This is a genomic window from Streptomyces sp. NPDC002446 (assembly GCF_053595675.1).
The window spans coordinates 1-14,530 of record NZ_JBSFYC010000086.1; the positions used below are offsets into that span (position 1 = coordinate 1).

Below are 14,530 nucleotides of genomic sequence, written 5' to 3' on the forward strand. Positions count from 1 at the left end.
AAGGGCACCGTGCCGGCCGTCCCGGGCATCCTCAAGGAGCTCAAGAAGCGCGGCTACACGACCCCGGCCGGCCGCGCGCCGCTGTATCGCGGGGGCGCCGGTCAGATGTGGCCGACGCCGGCGCCCGCCTCGGCGTTGGCGCCGCGCTTGGTGAAGACCGCCACGACGGCCGCGACGATCGCCACGCCGCAGGCGACCGTGAAGGCCAGCCCCATGCCGGACACGAAGGTGTCATGGGCGACGGAGGTGATCTTCTCGGCGAACTGCGGCGGGGTGCCCTTCGGGACCGGTGCGATACCGGCCGAGACGGCGTCGGACAGCTGGGACGCCTGGGCGGGCGGGACCGGCGGCAGGCCGGCCGACTTCCAGTTGACCGCCAGCTCGTTGTCCACGCGGGAGGCCATCACCGCGCCGAGCACGGCCGTACCGAGGCTGCCGCCGACCTGCATCGCGGCCTGCTGGAGACCGCCGGCGACACCGGAGAGCTCCAGCGGGGCGTTGCCGACGATGACTTCGGTGGCGCCGACCATGACCGGCGCCAGGCCCAGGCCGAGCAGGGCGAACCACACGGACATCGGGCCGGTGCCGGTGCCGGTGTCCAGGCCGGACATGCCGTACATGGCGACGGCGGTCAGGACCATGCCGCCGACCAGCGGGATGCGCGGGCCGAACTTGGTGATCAGCGCGCCGGCGAGCGGCGAGCCGACGATCATCATGCCGGTGAGGGGCAGCAGGTGCAGACCGCTGTCGACGGGGGTCATGCCGTGCACGTTCTGGAGGTAGAACGTCACGAAGAACAGGCCGCCCATGAAGGCGAAGGCCATCAGCACCATCAGGATCGTGCCCGCCGTCAGCGGCAGCGAGCGGAACATCCGCAGCGGGATGAGCGGTTCGCGGACCTTGGTCTCCAGGACGGCGAACAGGGCGAAGAGGACCACCGAGCCGATCAGGAAGCCCCAGGTCTTCGCGTCGCCCCAGCCCCACTCCGACGCCTTGATCAGCGGCCAGATCAGGCAGAACATCGCCGCGGAGAGCAGCACGATGCCCGGGATGTCGAACGAGCGCGGAGCGTTCTGCGCGCGGTGGTCCTTGAGGATCACCAGGCCCAGGACCAGGGCCAGCACGCCGACCGGGACGTTGATGAAGAACACGGACTGCCAGCTGACGTGCTCGACCAGCAGTCCGCCGACTATCGGGCCGCCGGCCGTGGAGGCGCCGATGACCATGCCCCAGATGCCGATCGCCATGTTGAGCTTCTCGGCCGGGAAGGTGGCGCGCAGCAGACCCAGCGCGGCGGGCATCAGCAGCGCACCGAACAGGCCCTGCAGCACACGGAAGACGATCACGAAGGTGACCTCGTGCGAGAAGCCGATGGCGGCGGAGGCCGCGGCGAAGCCGAGGATGCCTATGAGGAAGGTCTGGCGGTGCCCGAAGCGGTCACCGAGCTTGCCCGCCGTGATCAGCGAGACGGCCAGCGCGAGCATATAGCCGTTGGTGATCCACTGGACGTCGGCGAGCGAGGCGCCGAGGTCCTCCTTGATGGCCGGGTTGGCGATGGCGACGATCGTGCCGTCCAGGGCGACCATCATGACGCCGATGGCCACGGAGAAGAGGGTCAGCCACGGATGGCCTCGCAGCCCCTTGCGGGGCTCCGGTACGGGAAGTTCCGGCGCGGCGTCGGCTACCGGGGTCTGAGTACTCATGCGTAGAAGGCTAATGTCAGCCACTGACAGTTGACAAAGCAATTCATGAGTCGGTAACTGTCATCTCCCTCACAGGTAACCTGAGCAGCGAGAACACCGAGGAAAGGCGGCGCAGGATGGCGACCCCGACGTCGCAGACGGCCCTGCCAGGCGGCCTGCGCGAACGCAAGAAGCAGCGCACCCGCGACGCCCTGATCCGCGCGGCGCTGGAGCTGTTCACGGAGCGGGGGTACGAGGCGACCACGATCGATCAGATCGCGGAGGCGGTGGACGTCTCCCAGCGCACGTACTTCCGGTACTTCGCCAACAAGGAAGACGTCGTCTTCGCCGTCCAGGAGATGGTCGAGGCCCGCTTCCTCGACGAACTGAGGGTGCGCCCCGCGACGGAGGCCCCGCTGGCCGCGCTGCGCAGCGCGGTGATGGTGGCCTGGGACGACATCGGCAGCGCCATCGCCTCGGTGGTCCCGGTGGAACTGCACATGCGCTCCTACCAGATGATCGAGTCGACGCCCGCGCTGGTGGCCGCGCATCTGCGGCGCTCCTCCGAACTGGAGGAGCAGATAGCGCGGTTGATCGCCCGGCGCGAGAACCTGGACGTGGACACCGATCCGCGGCCGCGGGTGCTGGTCGCCGCGTTCAGCGGGGTGATGCGGGTGGCGGGCAAGGTCTGGGGCGAGGGCCAGGACTGCAGCGTGACGGCCATCCGCGAGCTGACCGAGTCCTATCTGGACCACATCCGGCCGGCGATCGACGACGACTGGCGGACGCGGCACTGAGCGCGGGCCGGCCGCCGAGGCACACCGGCAACCCCGCGTAACGGCCATCCGCCGCTGCGCAACCGATTTTCGTCCCCATGAGTCCGGTTCTGCACGACTGAGCACCGGAAATCGACGAATCATGTCCGATTTGGTCGAAATACCCATCGTGAAACGTGAGATCACTCACGGCCGGAGCAGCCGGGCTGCCACGTCTCCTAGGGTGGCTCGCGGTGACTTCCTTCCCGGGCCTCGGCCCCTCCTCCGGTTTCCTGCAGTCCACCGCATGGCGCGCGGCACTCGCCTTGGCGGTGGTGTTCGTGATGCTTGCCATGACCGGCTGGACCGCCGTCAGAGGAACCAAGGAAGACGCCAACCCGCTGGCCACCGCCAAGGACGCCTGGAAGCACGCCAGTTTCCTCGGGCGCCCGCTGCCCGACCCCGACGGCCGGCCGGCCGCGCTCCGGGCCTTCTTCGCCACCCTCAGCCGCGCCGAGCAGCAGCAGCTCGCCGCCCGCTACCCGCTGGCCGTCGGCAACATGGGCGGCGCCCCCGCCCCCCTGCGCTACCGCGCCAACAAGAAGGCGATCGACGACGCCCGCGCCGTCGAGAAACGGCGCATGACCGACCACCGGCTCACCCCCGTCGGCCGCCAGGAGGCGCGCCGGCTGATGCACCGCCTCGAGTCGCTGATGAGCCCCGGCCGGCAGATCCTGGCCTTCGACCCGGCCTCCGGCGGCCGGGTCGCCGAGGTCTTCGGCAACCTCCCGGCGGCGGACCGGGTCTCGGTCGTGGTCCCCGGCGTGGACACCAACCTCACGACCTTCGAGCGCACCGCGCGGGCCACCAGCGCCCCCGTCGGCATGGCACGCGCCCTCTACGGCGCCGAGCGGGACATCCGCCCGGGCACGCGCACCGCGGTGATCGCCTGGGCCGACTACACCTCGCCGTCCGGACTGGGCGTCGAGGCCGCCACCGGGCAGCTCGCCGAGGCCGGCGCGATCCGGCTGCGCGCCCTGGTGAAGTCGCTGTCGTCCGCCGACGCCGTCTCGCTGTTCTGCCACAGCTACGGCTCCGTGGTGTGCGGCGTCGCCGCCCGTGACCTGCCGTCCAACGTGGCGGACATCGCCGTGGCGGGCAGCCCCGGCATGCGCGCCGGGAACCTGTCCGGGCTGGGCACCCACGCCCGGGTATGGGCGATGCGGGACTCCGACGACTGGATCCAGGACGTGCCGTACCTGGAGGTCGGCGGGCTCGGCCACGGCGCCGACCCGGTCGATCCGTCCTTCGGGTCGCGGATCCTGTCCGCCGACGGCGCCGTCGGACACGCCGGCTACTTCACGCCCGGCACCCGCAGCCTGCGCAACTTCGCGCTGGTCGGCGTCGGTGCGATCGGCTCGGTGGACTGCGCCGCGGACGATCCGTACTGCAGCACCGAGCCGGCCTGACCGCCGGACCGCGGCACCGCCGGCGGCCGCGGGCAGGGCCCGGCGCCCGGGGACGGGCCCTGCCCGCGGGAACCGCGCCCGGTACTGCGGGCGTCAACGGGGCAAGGACGGAGCGGGTGACCGCGGGGCGTGACGACGCGGCCCCGGACAGACACCCCCAGGTGTCCGGAAGGGGGACGGGCGGGCAACCGCCCGCATACGATGAGCCGCATGGGTGATGTGCTGGCCGGTTTTCACGCCGTCTGGGAGTTCGACACCGACTCCGTACTCATCCGCTTCGAACGGGGGATCCGCAGGCCGAAGCTGTTCCAGGCGCTCGGCGAGCGACGCATTCCGTACGAGGCGCTGAGCGCTGTCGAGGTGACCGAGGGCAGACGTGGCACGGTGGTGCTGCACGCCGTGCCACGGCACGGCGCCGATCCGCTGATGGAGGCGGCGAACGGGCAGCTCAAGGAGGACGCCGATCCGTACCGGCTGGTGCTGCCGGCCGAGCGCCAGACGCTCGCCGAGTACTACGCCGACGAGCTGCGCACGGCGCTGGGTCCCGATGCCAAGGAGCCCGCCGACCGCCATCTGGTGGCCGCGCCGGAGCCCCCGCTGCACTTCAAGGCGTACGACGGCAAGGCGTCCTTCGACGGCCGGTCGGTCGCCTTCCGCTGGTTCTGGACGGGCGCGTCGTCGGCGAAGTGGAAGTGCGGCGACCAGACCTTCACGGTCGGCGAGCTGGCCGGGGTGGAGTGGCGCTCGCCGGAGATCTTCAACGGCTATCTGCGGCTGCTGGAGCGCGGGTCCCGCGAGGCGGCGGCCGGCGAGGCGGACCAGGACCCGGCCGCCGTGGTGTTCGGTCTGGGCTACGGCCCCGTCCACGAGTCGCTGCCGTTCGCGGCCTCCGTGCTGCAGGCCGTCCGTGCCGTCGAGCCGGCGCGGGAGACGCCGGACGGCGAGCCGGTGCGCCGGCGGACCGGGGACGCGCGCCGGGACCCGGCGGACATCGCGGACCGGATACGGCACCTCGGCGAGCTGCACGACGCGGGGCTGCTGACGGACGACGAGTTCAGCGTGAAGAAGGCCGAGCTGCTGGCGGAGCTGTGAGCGGAGCTGTGAGGCGGCGCCGTCCGGCTTCGGCGAGCGCCCGGTGCCGGCGCCGGTGCCGGCCGGCCTCGGCGAGCGCCCGCTGCCGGTGCCGGCGCCGTCCGGGGACCTCATACCGTGGTACGGGGTGCAGGCCCGCACCACGGTATGACGCCCCGGTGGCCACGCTCCGCTTACATTGAGTCCGCGATGAACGGACCATCCCTGCCCCCGCCGCCCGAACCGGCCCCCGGCCCCGAGCGCCCGCCGCTCCGTACGAGGGCGCTGCGCGCCGCGGGGCAGGCGCTGCGCGTCCTCGCCGTCGAGCTCGGCACCCCGACCGAGCCCGGCACCCCGCTCCTGGCCAGTGTCCAGAGCCCCTGGCTGCGCCGCCTGCCGTACCTCGTGGCGTGCCTGTTCACGGTGGTCCTGCTGCCGGTGGGCGTCAATCTCCTCGGCAGCGAGTACGGCCTGAACGGCGGCCTGGCCGGGGCGCTCGCCACCGCGCAGTCCGTGCCGCTGCTGCTCGCGGTCAGCCGGCCCCTGCAGGCCTGGTGGGTGATCTTCGCGGCCGATGTGGTGGGCGCCCTGGCGCTCACCTACGTCGACGGTGTCGCGGGCCGCCCCTGGCCCTGGCCGCCCACGGTGATCGTCGGCTATCTCGCGCTGATGCTGGCGCTGTCCCTGCGCGAGCGCCGCCGCACCCTGATCGCCGTGTGGCTGACGACCGGTGCGGTGGGCATCCTCTTCGAGCCGATCTCCCCCGACCGCGTCCAGAGCACCTGGGTGCTGCTGTTCGTGCTCTCCGGCGTGATGCTGCTGATGGGCGCCACGCTGCGGGAACGCGGCGACGCCCAGCGGAAGTTGATCGAGCAGGAGACCATCAGCGAGGCCGAGCGGGCCCGCCGTACGCTGCTGGAGGAGCGCACCCGTATCGCCCGTGAGCTGCACGACGTCGTCGCCCACCACATGTCGGTGATCACGGTCCAGGCCGACAGCGCCCCCTACCGGATCGGCGGGCTCCCCAAGGAGGCGCAGGACGAGTTCGGGGCGATCGCCGCGAGCGCGCGGGAGTCCCTGGCCGAGATGCGCCGGCTGCTCGGGGTGCTGCGCAGCGAGGAGACAGAGCGTCAGGGCGGCCCGGAGAAGGCCCCGCAGCCCGGGATCGGCATGCTCCCGAAGCTGGTCGAGGCCACCGTACGGGCCGGTGTGCCGGTCGAGTTGAGGCTGCCCGAGGAGAGGGCGGCGCTCGAACCGGCGGTGGATCTGTCCGCGTACCGCATCGTGCAGGAGGCGCTGGCCAACGTGGTGCGGCATGCGCCGGGCGCCGCGACACGGGTGTCGGTGACGACGACGGCGGACGGCTCACGGCTGACGCTGCTGATCGTCAACTCCGCGCCGCCCGCGCCGTCCGCGCCGCTGGAGACCACCGGAACCGGCCATGGCCTGATCGGTATGCGGGAACGGGTGCGGCTGGTGGGCGGCTCGCTCGACACCGGGCCGCTGCCCGACGGCGGCTTCCGGGTCGCCGCGCAGCTCCCCCTCTCCCCACCGCCCTCCCCCGCCTCTCCCCTCCCAGCGAAGGATGCCGACTCCGCATGACCACGCGCGTGATCATCGTCGACGACCAGGCCATGGTGCGTGCGGGGTTCGCCGCGCTGCTCGCCGCACAGAGCGACATCGACGTGGTGGGCGATGCGCCGGACGGCGCGCAGGGGGTGGAGCTGAGCCGCCGGACGCACCCCGATGTGGTGCTGATGGACGTCCGGATGCCGGAGATGGACGGGCTGGAGGCCGCCCGCCGGCTGCTCGATCCGCCCGCCGGCGTCACCCACCGCCCGAAGGTGCTGATGCTGACCACCTTCGACGTCGACGACTACGTCTACGAAGCGCTGCGCGCGGGCGCCTCGGGGTTCCTGCTCAAGGACGCCCCGCCGGCGGACCTGATCTCCGCGGTGCGGGTCGTGGCGGCCGGAGAGGCGCTGCTCGCACCGTCCGTGACCCGGCGGCTGATCGCCGACTTCGCCCGGCGCCCGGCCCCCCGCAGGGACCGCGCCTCGCTCCGGCTGAACGGCCTCACCCCGCGCGAGACGGAGGTGCTGGAGCTGATCGCCCGCGGCCTGTCGAACCAGGAGATCGCCGACGCGCTGATCCTCGCGGAGCAGACCGTGAAGACCCATATCGGCCGCGTGCTCGCCAAGTTGGAGCTGCGGGACCGGGCCCAGGCCGTGATCTTCGCGTACGAGTCGGGGCTGGTGTCCCCCGGGGAGCGGTGACGACGCCCGCTCCTTCCTGACGCCCGCTCCTTCCTGACGCCCGCTCCTTCGTGAGGACGAGCGGCGGCTCCCACCCCCTACCCCGGTATCACCCGGGAGTTGGCTCCCCGGTGTGATGCCGCGTCATACACCTGCTTCCTACGTTTCCCTCCGCCACACCAACGGGAGAGGGAGACACCACCATGTCCGTGCTGCGCACCGTCGTCGGACGCGGCCGGCGCACGCTCATCGGGGCCGCGCTCGCGGTGACCGTGGCCGCCGGCACCGGCGGCTGGGCGGCCGGTACCGCACAGACCGCCGTCACCGGACCCGCGCCCGGCGCCGCCGCCTGGCGCGCCGACCACACCCTCGGCGTCCGGCTGCCGGACCCGGCGAGCGCCCGACCGGCCGAGGTCGCCCGCTTCTTCGCCTCGCTGACCGGCGCCCAGCGGCATGCGCTCGCCACCCGGCATCCGCTGACCGTGGGCAACCTCGACGGTGCGCCCGTCGCCCTGCGGTACGAGGCCAACTCCCGTGCCCTCAAGGCGGAACGGGACCGCCAGCTGGCCCGCAGCACCGACCCGGCCGGCACCCTCCAGGACCACCGGCAGGCCAGGAAGGCGGCCGACCGCTGCGCCGCACTGCTCGCGCCCGGACGGCAGATCCTCGCCTTCGACCCGCGCGGCCGCGGCCAAGTGGCCGAGGTGCACGGTGACCTGACGACCGCCGAGCGCACCGCCGTGCTCGTACCGGGCTCGGACATCGACCTGGCGTCGTTCGACCGCAGGACGGACCCGTACGGCACCCCCACCGGGATGGCCAGGTCGCTGCGGGCCCAACTGGCCGCCGACGCGCCCACGACGCGTACCGCGGTCATCGCCTGGGCCGGGTACACCACTCCGGTCGGCATCGGTCCGGACGCCGCCACCGGGCGGCTCGCCGAAGCCGGTGCGCCGCGGCTGGCCCGCTTCCTGTCCGGGCTGACCGCCACCGGCGCCCCCGCCCCGGCCGTGCTGTGCCACAGCTACGGCTCGGTGGTCTGCGGGCTGGCCGCACCGCACCTGGCGCGCGGCGGCATCGCCGACCTGGTCGTGTTCGGCTCCCCCGGTATGCGCCAGGACAGCGCCGCGGAGCTGCGCTCACCGGCGCGGGTCTGGGCGGCGCGGGACGCCTCCGACTGGATCGGCGACGTCCCCCACGTCGAGCTGCTGGGCCTGGGGCACGGCACGGACCCGACCGACCCCGGCTTCGGCGCCCGCCATGTCTCCGCGGAGCGGGCCGAGGGCCACACCGGCTACTTCGCGCCCGGTACGGACTCCCTGCACCACTTCGCGGCCATCGTGCTGGGCCGCTACGGCGACGTGCACTGACGCCGCACCCGGCCGGTGCCCCGGCCGCGGCCCCCTCACCCGGTTCACGGACTCACGGACTCAAGGACGCCTCATGGACACCGCATTGCTCGCGCCCCTTCGCGGCGCGGCCCGCAGGACGGTCCGCGCCGTCGAGGAACGCACGCCCGCGGACCGCGACCGGGCGATCGACGGGCTGCGCGCCCTGGCGCTGCTCGCCGTACCCACCGGCCACTGGCTGCTCGGCGGGTTCAGCCGCGACGCCGACGGCGCGCTGCACAACGCCAGCCCGCTGACCGCCTTCGGCTTTCTCTCGCCCGCCAGTTGGGCGCTGCAGATGCTCGGCGTCTTCTTCCTGGTCGGCGGCTATGCATCGGTGCTGTCCTTCCGGCGCGCGAAGGAGCGGGGCGGGTCCGCCGGCGGCTGGCTGCGCGGCCGGCTCGTCCGGCTGGGGCGCCCGGTGCTCGGGGTGACGGCCGTATGGGCGGCGCTGCTGCCGCTCCTGTACGGCCTGGGCGTGCCGGAGGCGACGCTGCGGACCGGGGCGACACTGGTGATCCAGCCGCTGTGGTTCGTCGGCGTCTACGCGGTGATCACCGCGCTGACGCCGTACTGCGTCCGCGCGGCACGGCGGATGGGCGCCTGGGCCTCGGCGCCGCTCCTGGGGGCCGTGGCGGCGGTGGACTTCCTGCGCTACGGGCCCCTCGCGTCCGGCATGCCGTCCTGGCTGAGCCTGCTGAACCTGCTCCCCGGCTGGATGTTCGCCTACCAGCTCGGGGTCTGCTGGGGCGAGCGGCGGCTCGGCAGGCACGCGGCCTGGGCGCTGCTGCTCGGCGGGGCCGCGCTGTTCGCCGCGCTGCTGCTGTTCTTCCACTACCCGGCGAGCATGGTCGGCGTGCCCGGCCAGGACCGTACGAACTCCCATCCGCCGTCGCTCCTGGTCCTGGCCCTGGCCGCGGCCCAGTCCGGCGCCGCGGTCCTGCTCCGCGACCGGCTCGCCCGGATCCTGCGGCGGCCCGCGCTGTGGGCACCGGTCGTGATCGTCAACCTCTCCGCGATGACGATCCTGTGCTGGCATCAGACGGCGCTGCTGGCGGCCGCCGTGCCAGCGTCCTTCCTGGGCCCGGTGCCGGGCCTGACCGTCGCGCCCGACACGCTCGGCTGGCTCCTGGCCCGGGCCGCCTGGCTGCCGGTCTTCGCCGTGGCCCTGCTGGCGATCGCCCGCACGACCCGCCGCTTCGAGGCACCCTGGACCGGCGTCACCCGGGCACGGCGGGCGCTGGCGGGGGTCCTGGCGGCCGGGTTCGCGCTCTTCGCGCTGGGGGTGGCGTAGGGCGGGGGGTGGGGGCCCGTTGGGGGGTGGCGGGGGTCGTGGGGGTGGCCCGCAGGGGGTAGGCGAACAGATCCCTTAGGGGTTGCGGGCGCCCCCTGCGGGGCCACAACGCGGCGGGCGCGGGGGATATTCCGGCAGCGCCCCCTACCCCCCTCCCGCTACTCCCGCCCCGCCGACGTGAACGACATGTCCGCGTAGCGCGCGCCCGCCACCTGACCCGCGATCGGCTCCAGCAGGGCCAGCTCCTGCTCGGTCAGGTGGATGCGGGTGGCGGCGGTGTTCTCCTCGACGCGGGTGCGCCTGCGGGTGCCGGGGATCGGCACGACGGCCAGGCCGTACGCGGCGGCCTGCTGCTGGACCCAGGCCAGCGCTATCTGGCCGGGGGTCGCGCCACGGTCCTCGGCGATCTTGCGAATGGGCTCCAGCAGCGCGGCGTTGGCGGCCGCGTTGTCGCCGGTGAACCGCGGCTGCTGGCGGCGGAAGTCGTCCGCGCCCAGCTCCTTGTCGGCGCTGACGAACGCACCGGTGAGGAAGCCCCGGCCGAGCGGCGAGTACGGGACCAGGCCGACGCCGAGCTCGGCGGCCGCCGGCACCACGCCGTTCTCGATGTCCCGGCTGAACAGCGACCACTCGGACTGCAGCGCCGCGATCGGGTGCACGGCCTGCGCCGCGCGCAGTTCGGGGCCGGTGACCTCGCTCAGCCCGAGGTGCTTGACCTTGCCCTCGGCGACCAGCTCGGCCATCGCACCGACCGTCTCCTCGATCGGGACGTGCACATCCCGCCGGTGCATGTAGTACAGGTCGATCTCGTCCACGCCCAGGCGCCGGAGGCTGCCCTCGACGGCCTGGCGGATGTAGGCCCGGTCGTTGCGGATGATCCGCTTGGCCGGGTCGTCCGGGTCGAGCGCTATCGCGAACTTGGTGGCGAGCACGACCTCGTCGCGGTGCGCCTGGACGAACGGGGCGATGAACTTCTCGTTCTCCCCCATGCCGTACATGTCGGCGGTGTCGTAGAGCGTCACGCCCAGCTCCAGCGCGCGCTCCAGCGTGGCCCGCGCCTCGTCGGCGTCCGTCGGGCCGTAGGCGAAGCTCATGCCCATACAGCCCAGGCCCTGCACCCCGACCCGGGGGCCGCCGGTGCCCAGCTCGACCGTCTCGATCTTCTCGCTGCTCATGACCTCAGAACCTCTCGGACGCCCGGCGGGCGTCGGCATAGATGTCGATCTTGTAGTCGAGTACGTCCAGGGTGGCTTGGAGCTCCGCTATCCGCTGCCGTACGTCCTCACGGTGCGCGGTCAGCAGCCGCTCCCGCTCGGCGAAGGTGCGCTCGCCGGCCCGCACCAGCTCGGCGTAGCGGACCATGTCCGCGACCGGCATACCGGTCAGCCGCAGCCTGGCGACCAGGCTGAGCCAGTCCAGATCGCGGTTGGTGAAGCGGCGCTGCCCGGTGTGCGTACGGTCCACGTGCGGCATCAGGCCGATCCGCTCGTACCAGCGCAGGGTGTGGGCGCTGAGGCCGGTGTGCTCGGCGACCTCGCTGATCGTGTACTGGTCGCGGCCGGCGGGCCGCGGGTGAGCCGGCGCGGTGCCGCAGGACCGCACCCTCCCCGGTCGTCCGCCGGCCACGGCCACGCCGCTCGTGGCCGGTTCGCTCTGCGTCACCGTCATGCCCCGTCTCCCCTGTTCGCCGGACGTCGCCCGGCGCTCTCGCCGGATGCCCTCTCGACGTCCACAACGCTAGAGACTTCGAGTGCACTCCAAGCAAGCGCCGGTCCCACGCAGACTTGACCGGAATTTGGGACCGTTAGGCTCGTGGGCATGCAGAGCCTCCGGATGATCGAGAACTGGCCGGTGCCCACCGCCGCGGCCGCCGTGGTGCGTGCCGACGGCGCGGTGGCCGGCTCCTGCGGCCCCCTGGAGCAGCGGTTTCCGCTCGCGTCGGTGACCAAGCCGCTGGCCGCGTACGCCGCGCTGCTGGCCGTCGAGGAGGGCGCGATCGAGCTGGACGAACCGGCCGGACCCGAGGGGTCCACGGTGCGTCACCTTCTCGCGCACACCTCGGGGCTGGCCTTCGACGAGCAGCGCACGATGGCCGAGCCGGGCACCCGCAGGATCTACTCCAACGCCGGTTTCGAGGCGCTGGGCGACCACATAGCCAAGGCGACCGACATCCCCTTCGCGCAGTATCTGCACGAGGCGGTGCTCGAACCGCTCGGCATGACCGCGACCGAGCTGCCCGGCTCGCCCGCCAAGGACGGCCTCTCCACGGTCGCCGACCTGATCCGCTTCGCGGCCGAGCTGCAGGCGCCGCGGCTGCTCGCGCCGCAGACGCTCGCGGAGGCGACGCGGGTGGTCTTCCCCGGGCTGACGGGTGTGCTGCCCGGCTACGGCCACCAGAAGCCCAACGACTGGGGGCTGGGCTTCGAGATCCGGGACGGGAAGTCGCCGCACTGGACGGGCGCCCTGTCCTCGCCGCGCACCTTCGGGCACTTCGGGCAGTCCGGCACCTTCCTGTGGGTGGACCCGGACGCCCGGGCCGCCTGTGTGGCGCTGAGCGACCGGGCCTTCGGGCCGTGGGCGGTCGAGGTCTGGCCGAAGCTGACCGACGCGGTGCTGGCCGAGCTGGCGCAGCCGGCCTGAGGGTCCCGTACGGCGCCGCGCGCGGGCACCCGGCATCCGGGCCCGCCCGGCCGGCTCACGCGAGGGGCGGCTCCGCCGCCATCTCCCACACCAGGCACTCCGACGCCGTCAGGCCCGTCAGCTCCAGGCCCGCCCCGTCGGTGATCCGCGCCGCGTCGCCCGCCCGGAGGTCCAGCTCCCCGAGCCGCACCGCGCCCCGCACCACATGCACATAGGCCCGTGCGGCGTCCGGGACGGCGGTGCGCTCGCCGCCGGCCAGGCGCCGCACATGCAGCAGGGCGCCGGCCCGCGGGACCGCGTACGGGGTGCTGTCGGCGATGCCGCGCACCACCTCGTACGACGGCTCGCCTCCGAACCGTGCCGGCGCCAGCCACATCTGGACGAAGCGCAGCGGCCGGTCGCCGTCGTTGCGCTCCACGTGCCGTACGCCGCCCGCCGAGCTGAGCCGCTGGAGATCGCCGGGGCGTACGGTGGTCTCGTGGCCGGCCGAGTCGCGGTGGGTCAGCTCGCCCTCGATCACCCAGGTCACGATCTCGGTGTCGCGGTGCGGGTGCTCGTCGAAGCCGGCACCGGCCGCGAGGTGCTCCTCGTTGCACGCGATCAGCGCCCCGAAGCGCAGGTTGTCCGGGTCGAAGTGGGGACCGAACGAGAACGCGTGCAGCGACTCGATCCCGGCGTCCGGATCGCCGCCCCGATAGCGCTGTGGGCCCCTGCGCACCTGAGTCATCGGCCCACCGTAGCCCCCGCCCCCGCACCTCCTCGCCCCGATAGTGCAGGCTTGTCCCGTGTCTGAACCCGCATCGCGCGACGCGCACCCGCACTCCGCGACCCTCCGGCGCCTGGAGAACTCGTCCGGCAAACTGGCCGCCGCGGCCATCGCCCGTATGGACGCCACGCTGCCGTGGTACCGCGCGATGCCACCGGAGAACCGTTCCTGGATCGGCCTGGTCGCCCAGGCCGGTATCGCCGCCTTCACCGAGTGGTTCAGGCATCCGGAGACCCCGCAGGCGATCAGCACCGATGTCTTCGGTACGGCGCCGCGCGAGCTGACCCGGGCGATCACGCTGCGCCAGACCGTGGAGATGGTCCGCACGACCATCGAGGTCATGGAGGCGGCCATCGACGACGTCGCGGCCCCCGGGGACGAGTCGGTGCTGCGCGAGGCGCTGCTGGTCTACGCCCGGGAGATCGCCTTCGCCACCGCCCAGGTGTACGCGCAGGCCGCCGAGGCGCGCGGCGCGTGGGACGCCCGGCTGGAGTCGCTGGTGGTGAACGCGGTGCTCTCGGGCGAGGCGGACGAGGGCGCGGTCTCGCGGGCCGCGGCACTGGGCTGGAACTCCCCGGAGCATGTGTGCGTGGTGCTGGGCACCGCGCCGGACGGGGACAGCGAGCTGACCGTGGAGGCGATCCGGCGGGCCGCCCGGCACGCCAAGCTGCAGGTGCTCACCGGTGTGCTGGGCTCGCGCCTAGTGGTGATCGCGGGCGGCTCGGACAATCCGCTCAAGGCGGCGAAGGCGCTGATCGGCCCGTATGCGGCCGGTCCGGTGGTGGCCGGTCCGGTGGTCTCGGACCTGCTGGCCGCGACCCGGTCCGCGCAGGCCGCGGCCGCCGGGCTGCGGGCCTGCGCGGCCTGGCCCGACGCCCCGCGCCCCGTCCTCGCGGACGACCTGCTGCCGGAGCGCGCGATGGCCTCGGACCCGGTCGCCCGGGACCAGCTGGTGGAGGAGATCTACAGACCGCTGGAGGAGGCGGGGTCGGCCCTTCTGGAGACGCTGAGCGTCTATCTGGAGCAGGCGAGCAGCCTGGAGGGCGCCGCCCGGATGCTGTTCGTCCACCCCAACACCGTGCGCTATCGGCTGCGACGTGTGACGGACGTCACCGGCTGGTCACCCTCCGATGTCCGCTCGGCGTTCACGCTCCGTATCGCGCTGATTCTGGGGCGTCTGGCTGACGGTGAGGCTCAAGCCTAGACTTTT

12 protein-coding genes and 1 pseudogene are annotated in these 14,530 nt (G+C 73.2%); 9 read left to right on the forward strand and 4 right to left on the reverse strand.

The window, feature by feature from the left end; translation table 11 throughout:
* Positions 1-40 precede the first annotated feature (40 nt).
* A pseudogene (locus ACWD6P_RS32370) lies at positions 41-1,703 on the reverse strand (MFS transporter).
* 116 nt (positions 1,704-1,819) lie between these two features.
* Between ACWD6P_RS32370 and ACWD6P_RS32375 the strand changes: the two are divergent.
* The 7 genes from ACWD6P_RS32375 (at position 1,820) to ACWD6P_RS32405 (ending at position 9,914) form a co-directional block, all read left to right on the forward strand.
* On the forward strand, positions 1,820-2,479 hold the full coding sequence (locus tag ACWD6P_RS32375; RefSeq protein WP_451447757.1) for a TetR/AcrR family transcriptional regulator: 660 nt from the start codon (positions 1,820-1,822) through the stop codon (positions 2,477-2,479).
* A 212-nt stretch (positions 2,480-2,691) separates the two neighbouring features.
* On the forward strand, positions 2,692-3,906 hold the full coding sequence (locus ACWD6P_RS32380; RefSeq protein ID WP_451447758.1) for an alpha/beta hydrolase: 1,215 nt from the start codon (positions 2,692-2,694) through the stop codon (positions 3,904-3,906).
* Between the two features lie 210 nt (positions 3,907-4,116).
* Positions 4,117-4,998: a DUF4429 domain-containing protein gene (locus tag ACWD6P_RS32385; protein ID WP_451447759.1), complete on the forward strand. Its 882-nt coding sequence runs from the start codon at positions 4,117-4,119 to the stop codon at positions 4,996-4,998.
* A 189-nt stretch (positions 4,999-5,187) separates the two neighbouring features.
* Entirely contained in the window at positions 5,188-6,579 is a 1,392-nt protein-coding gene (locus ACWD6P_RS32390) for a sensor histidine kinase (RefSeq protein ID WP_451447760.1), read from the forward strand.
* Positions 6,576-7,253 carry a response regulator gene (locus tag ACWD6P_RS32395; protein ID WP_451447761.1) on the forward strand — a complete coding sequence of 226 codons (678 nt, stop codon included), beginning with the start codon at positions 6,576-6,578 and terminating at the stop codon, positions 7,251-7,253. Before ACWD6P_RS32390 ends, ACWD6P_RS32395 begins: the two co-directional genes overlap by 4 nt.
* A 182-nt stretch (positions 7,254-7,435) precedes the next feature.
* On the forward strand, positions 7,436-8,602 hold the full coding sequence (locus ACWD6P_RS32400; RefSeq protein WP_451447762.1) for an alpha/beta hydrolase: 1,167 nt from the start codon (positions 7,436-7,438) through the stop codon (positions 8,600-8,602).
* Between the two features lie 73 nt (positions 8,603-8,675).
* Positions 8,676-9,914 (forward strand): acyltransferase family protein, encoded by a 1,239-nt coding sequence (locus ACWD6P_RS32405; RefSeq protein ID WP_451447763.1) that lies wholly within the window; start codon positions 8,676-8,678, stop codon positions 9,912-9,914.
* Positions 9,915-10,072: 158 nt separating this feature from the next.
* Here the strand turns inward: ACWD6P_RS32405 and ACWD6P_RS32410 are convergent, their stop codons facing one another.
* The gene (locus tag ACWD6P_RS32410) at positions 10,073-11,089 is read right to left on the reverse strand and encodes an aldo/keto reductase (protein ID WP_451447764.1); all 1,017 of its coding nucleotides are present in this window, start codon (positions 11,087-11,089) and stop codon (positions 10,073-10,075) included.
* Between the two features lie 4 nt (positions 11,090-11,093).
* Entirely contained in the window at positions 11,094-11,582 is a 489-nt protein-coding gene (locus ACWD6P_RS32415; RefSeq protein WP_451447765.1) for a MerR family transcriptional regulator, read from the reverse strand.
* A 150-nt stretch (positions 11,583-11,732) separates the two neighbouring features.
* On the opposite strand from ACWD6P_RS32415, the gene ACWD6P_RS32420 reads away from it, so the two are divergent.
* On the forward strand, positions 11,733-12,554 hold the full coding sequence (locus ACWD6P_RS32420; protein WP_451447766.1) for a serine hydrolase domain-containing protein: 822 nt from the start codon (positions 11,733-11,735) through the stop codon (positions 12,552-12,554).
* A 55-nt stretch (positions 12,555-12,609) separates the two neighbouring features.
* Here ACWD6P_RS32420 and ACWD6P_RS32425 read toward each other — a convergent pair whose 3' ends face one another.
* On the reverse strand, positions 12,610-13,281 hold the full coding sequence (locus ACWD6P_RS32425; RefSeq protein WP_451447767.1) for a pirin family protein: 672 nt from the start codon (positions 13,279-13,281) through the stop codon (positions 12,610-12,612).
* Between the two features lie 58 nt (positions 13,282-13,339).
* On the opposite strand from ACWD6P_RS32425, the gene ACWD6P_RS32430 reads away from it, so the two are divergent.
* Positions 13,340-14,524: a PucR family transcriptional regulator gene (locus ACWD6P_RS32430; protein WP_451447768.1), complete on the forward strand. Its 1,185-nt coding sequence runs from the start codon at positions 13,340-13,342 to the stop codon at positions 14,522-14,524.
* Positions 14,525-14,530 lie beyond the last annotated feature (6 nt).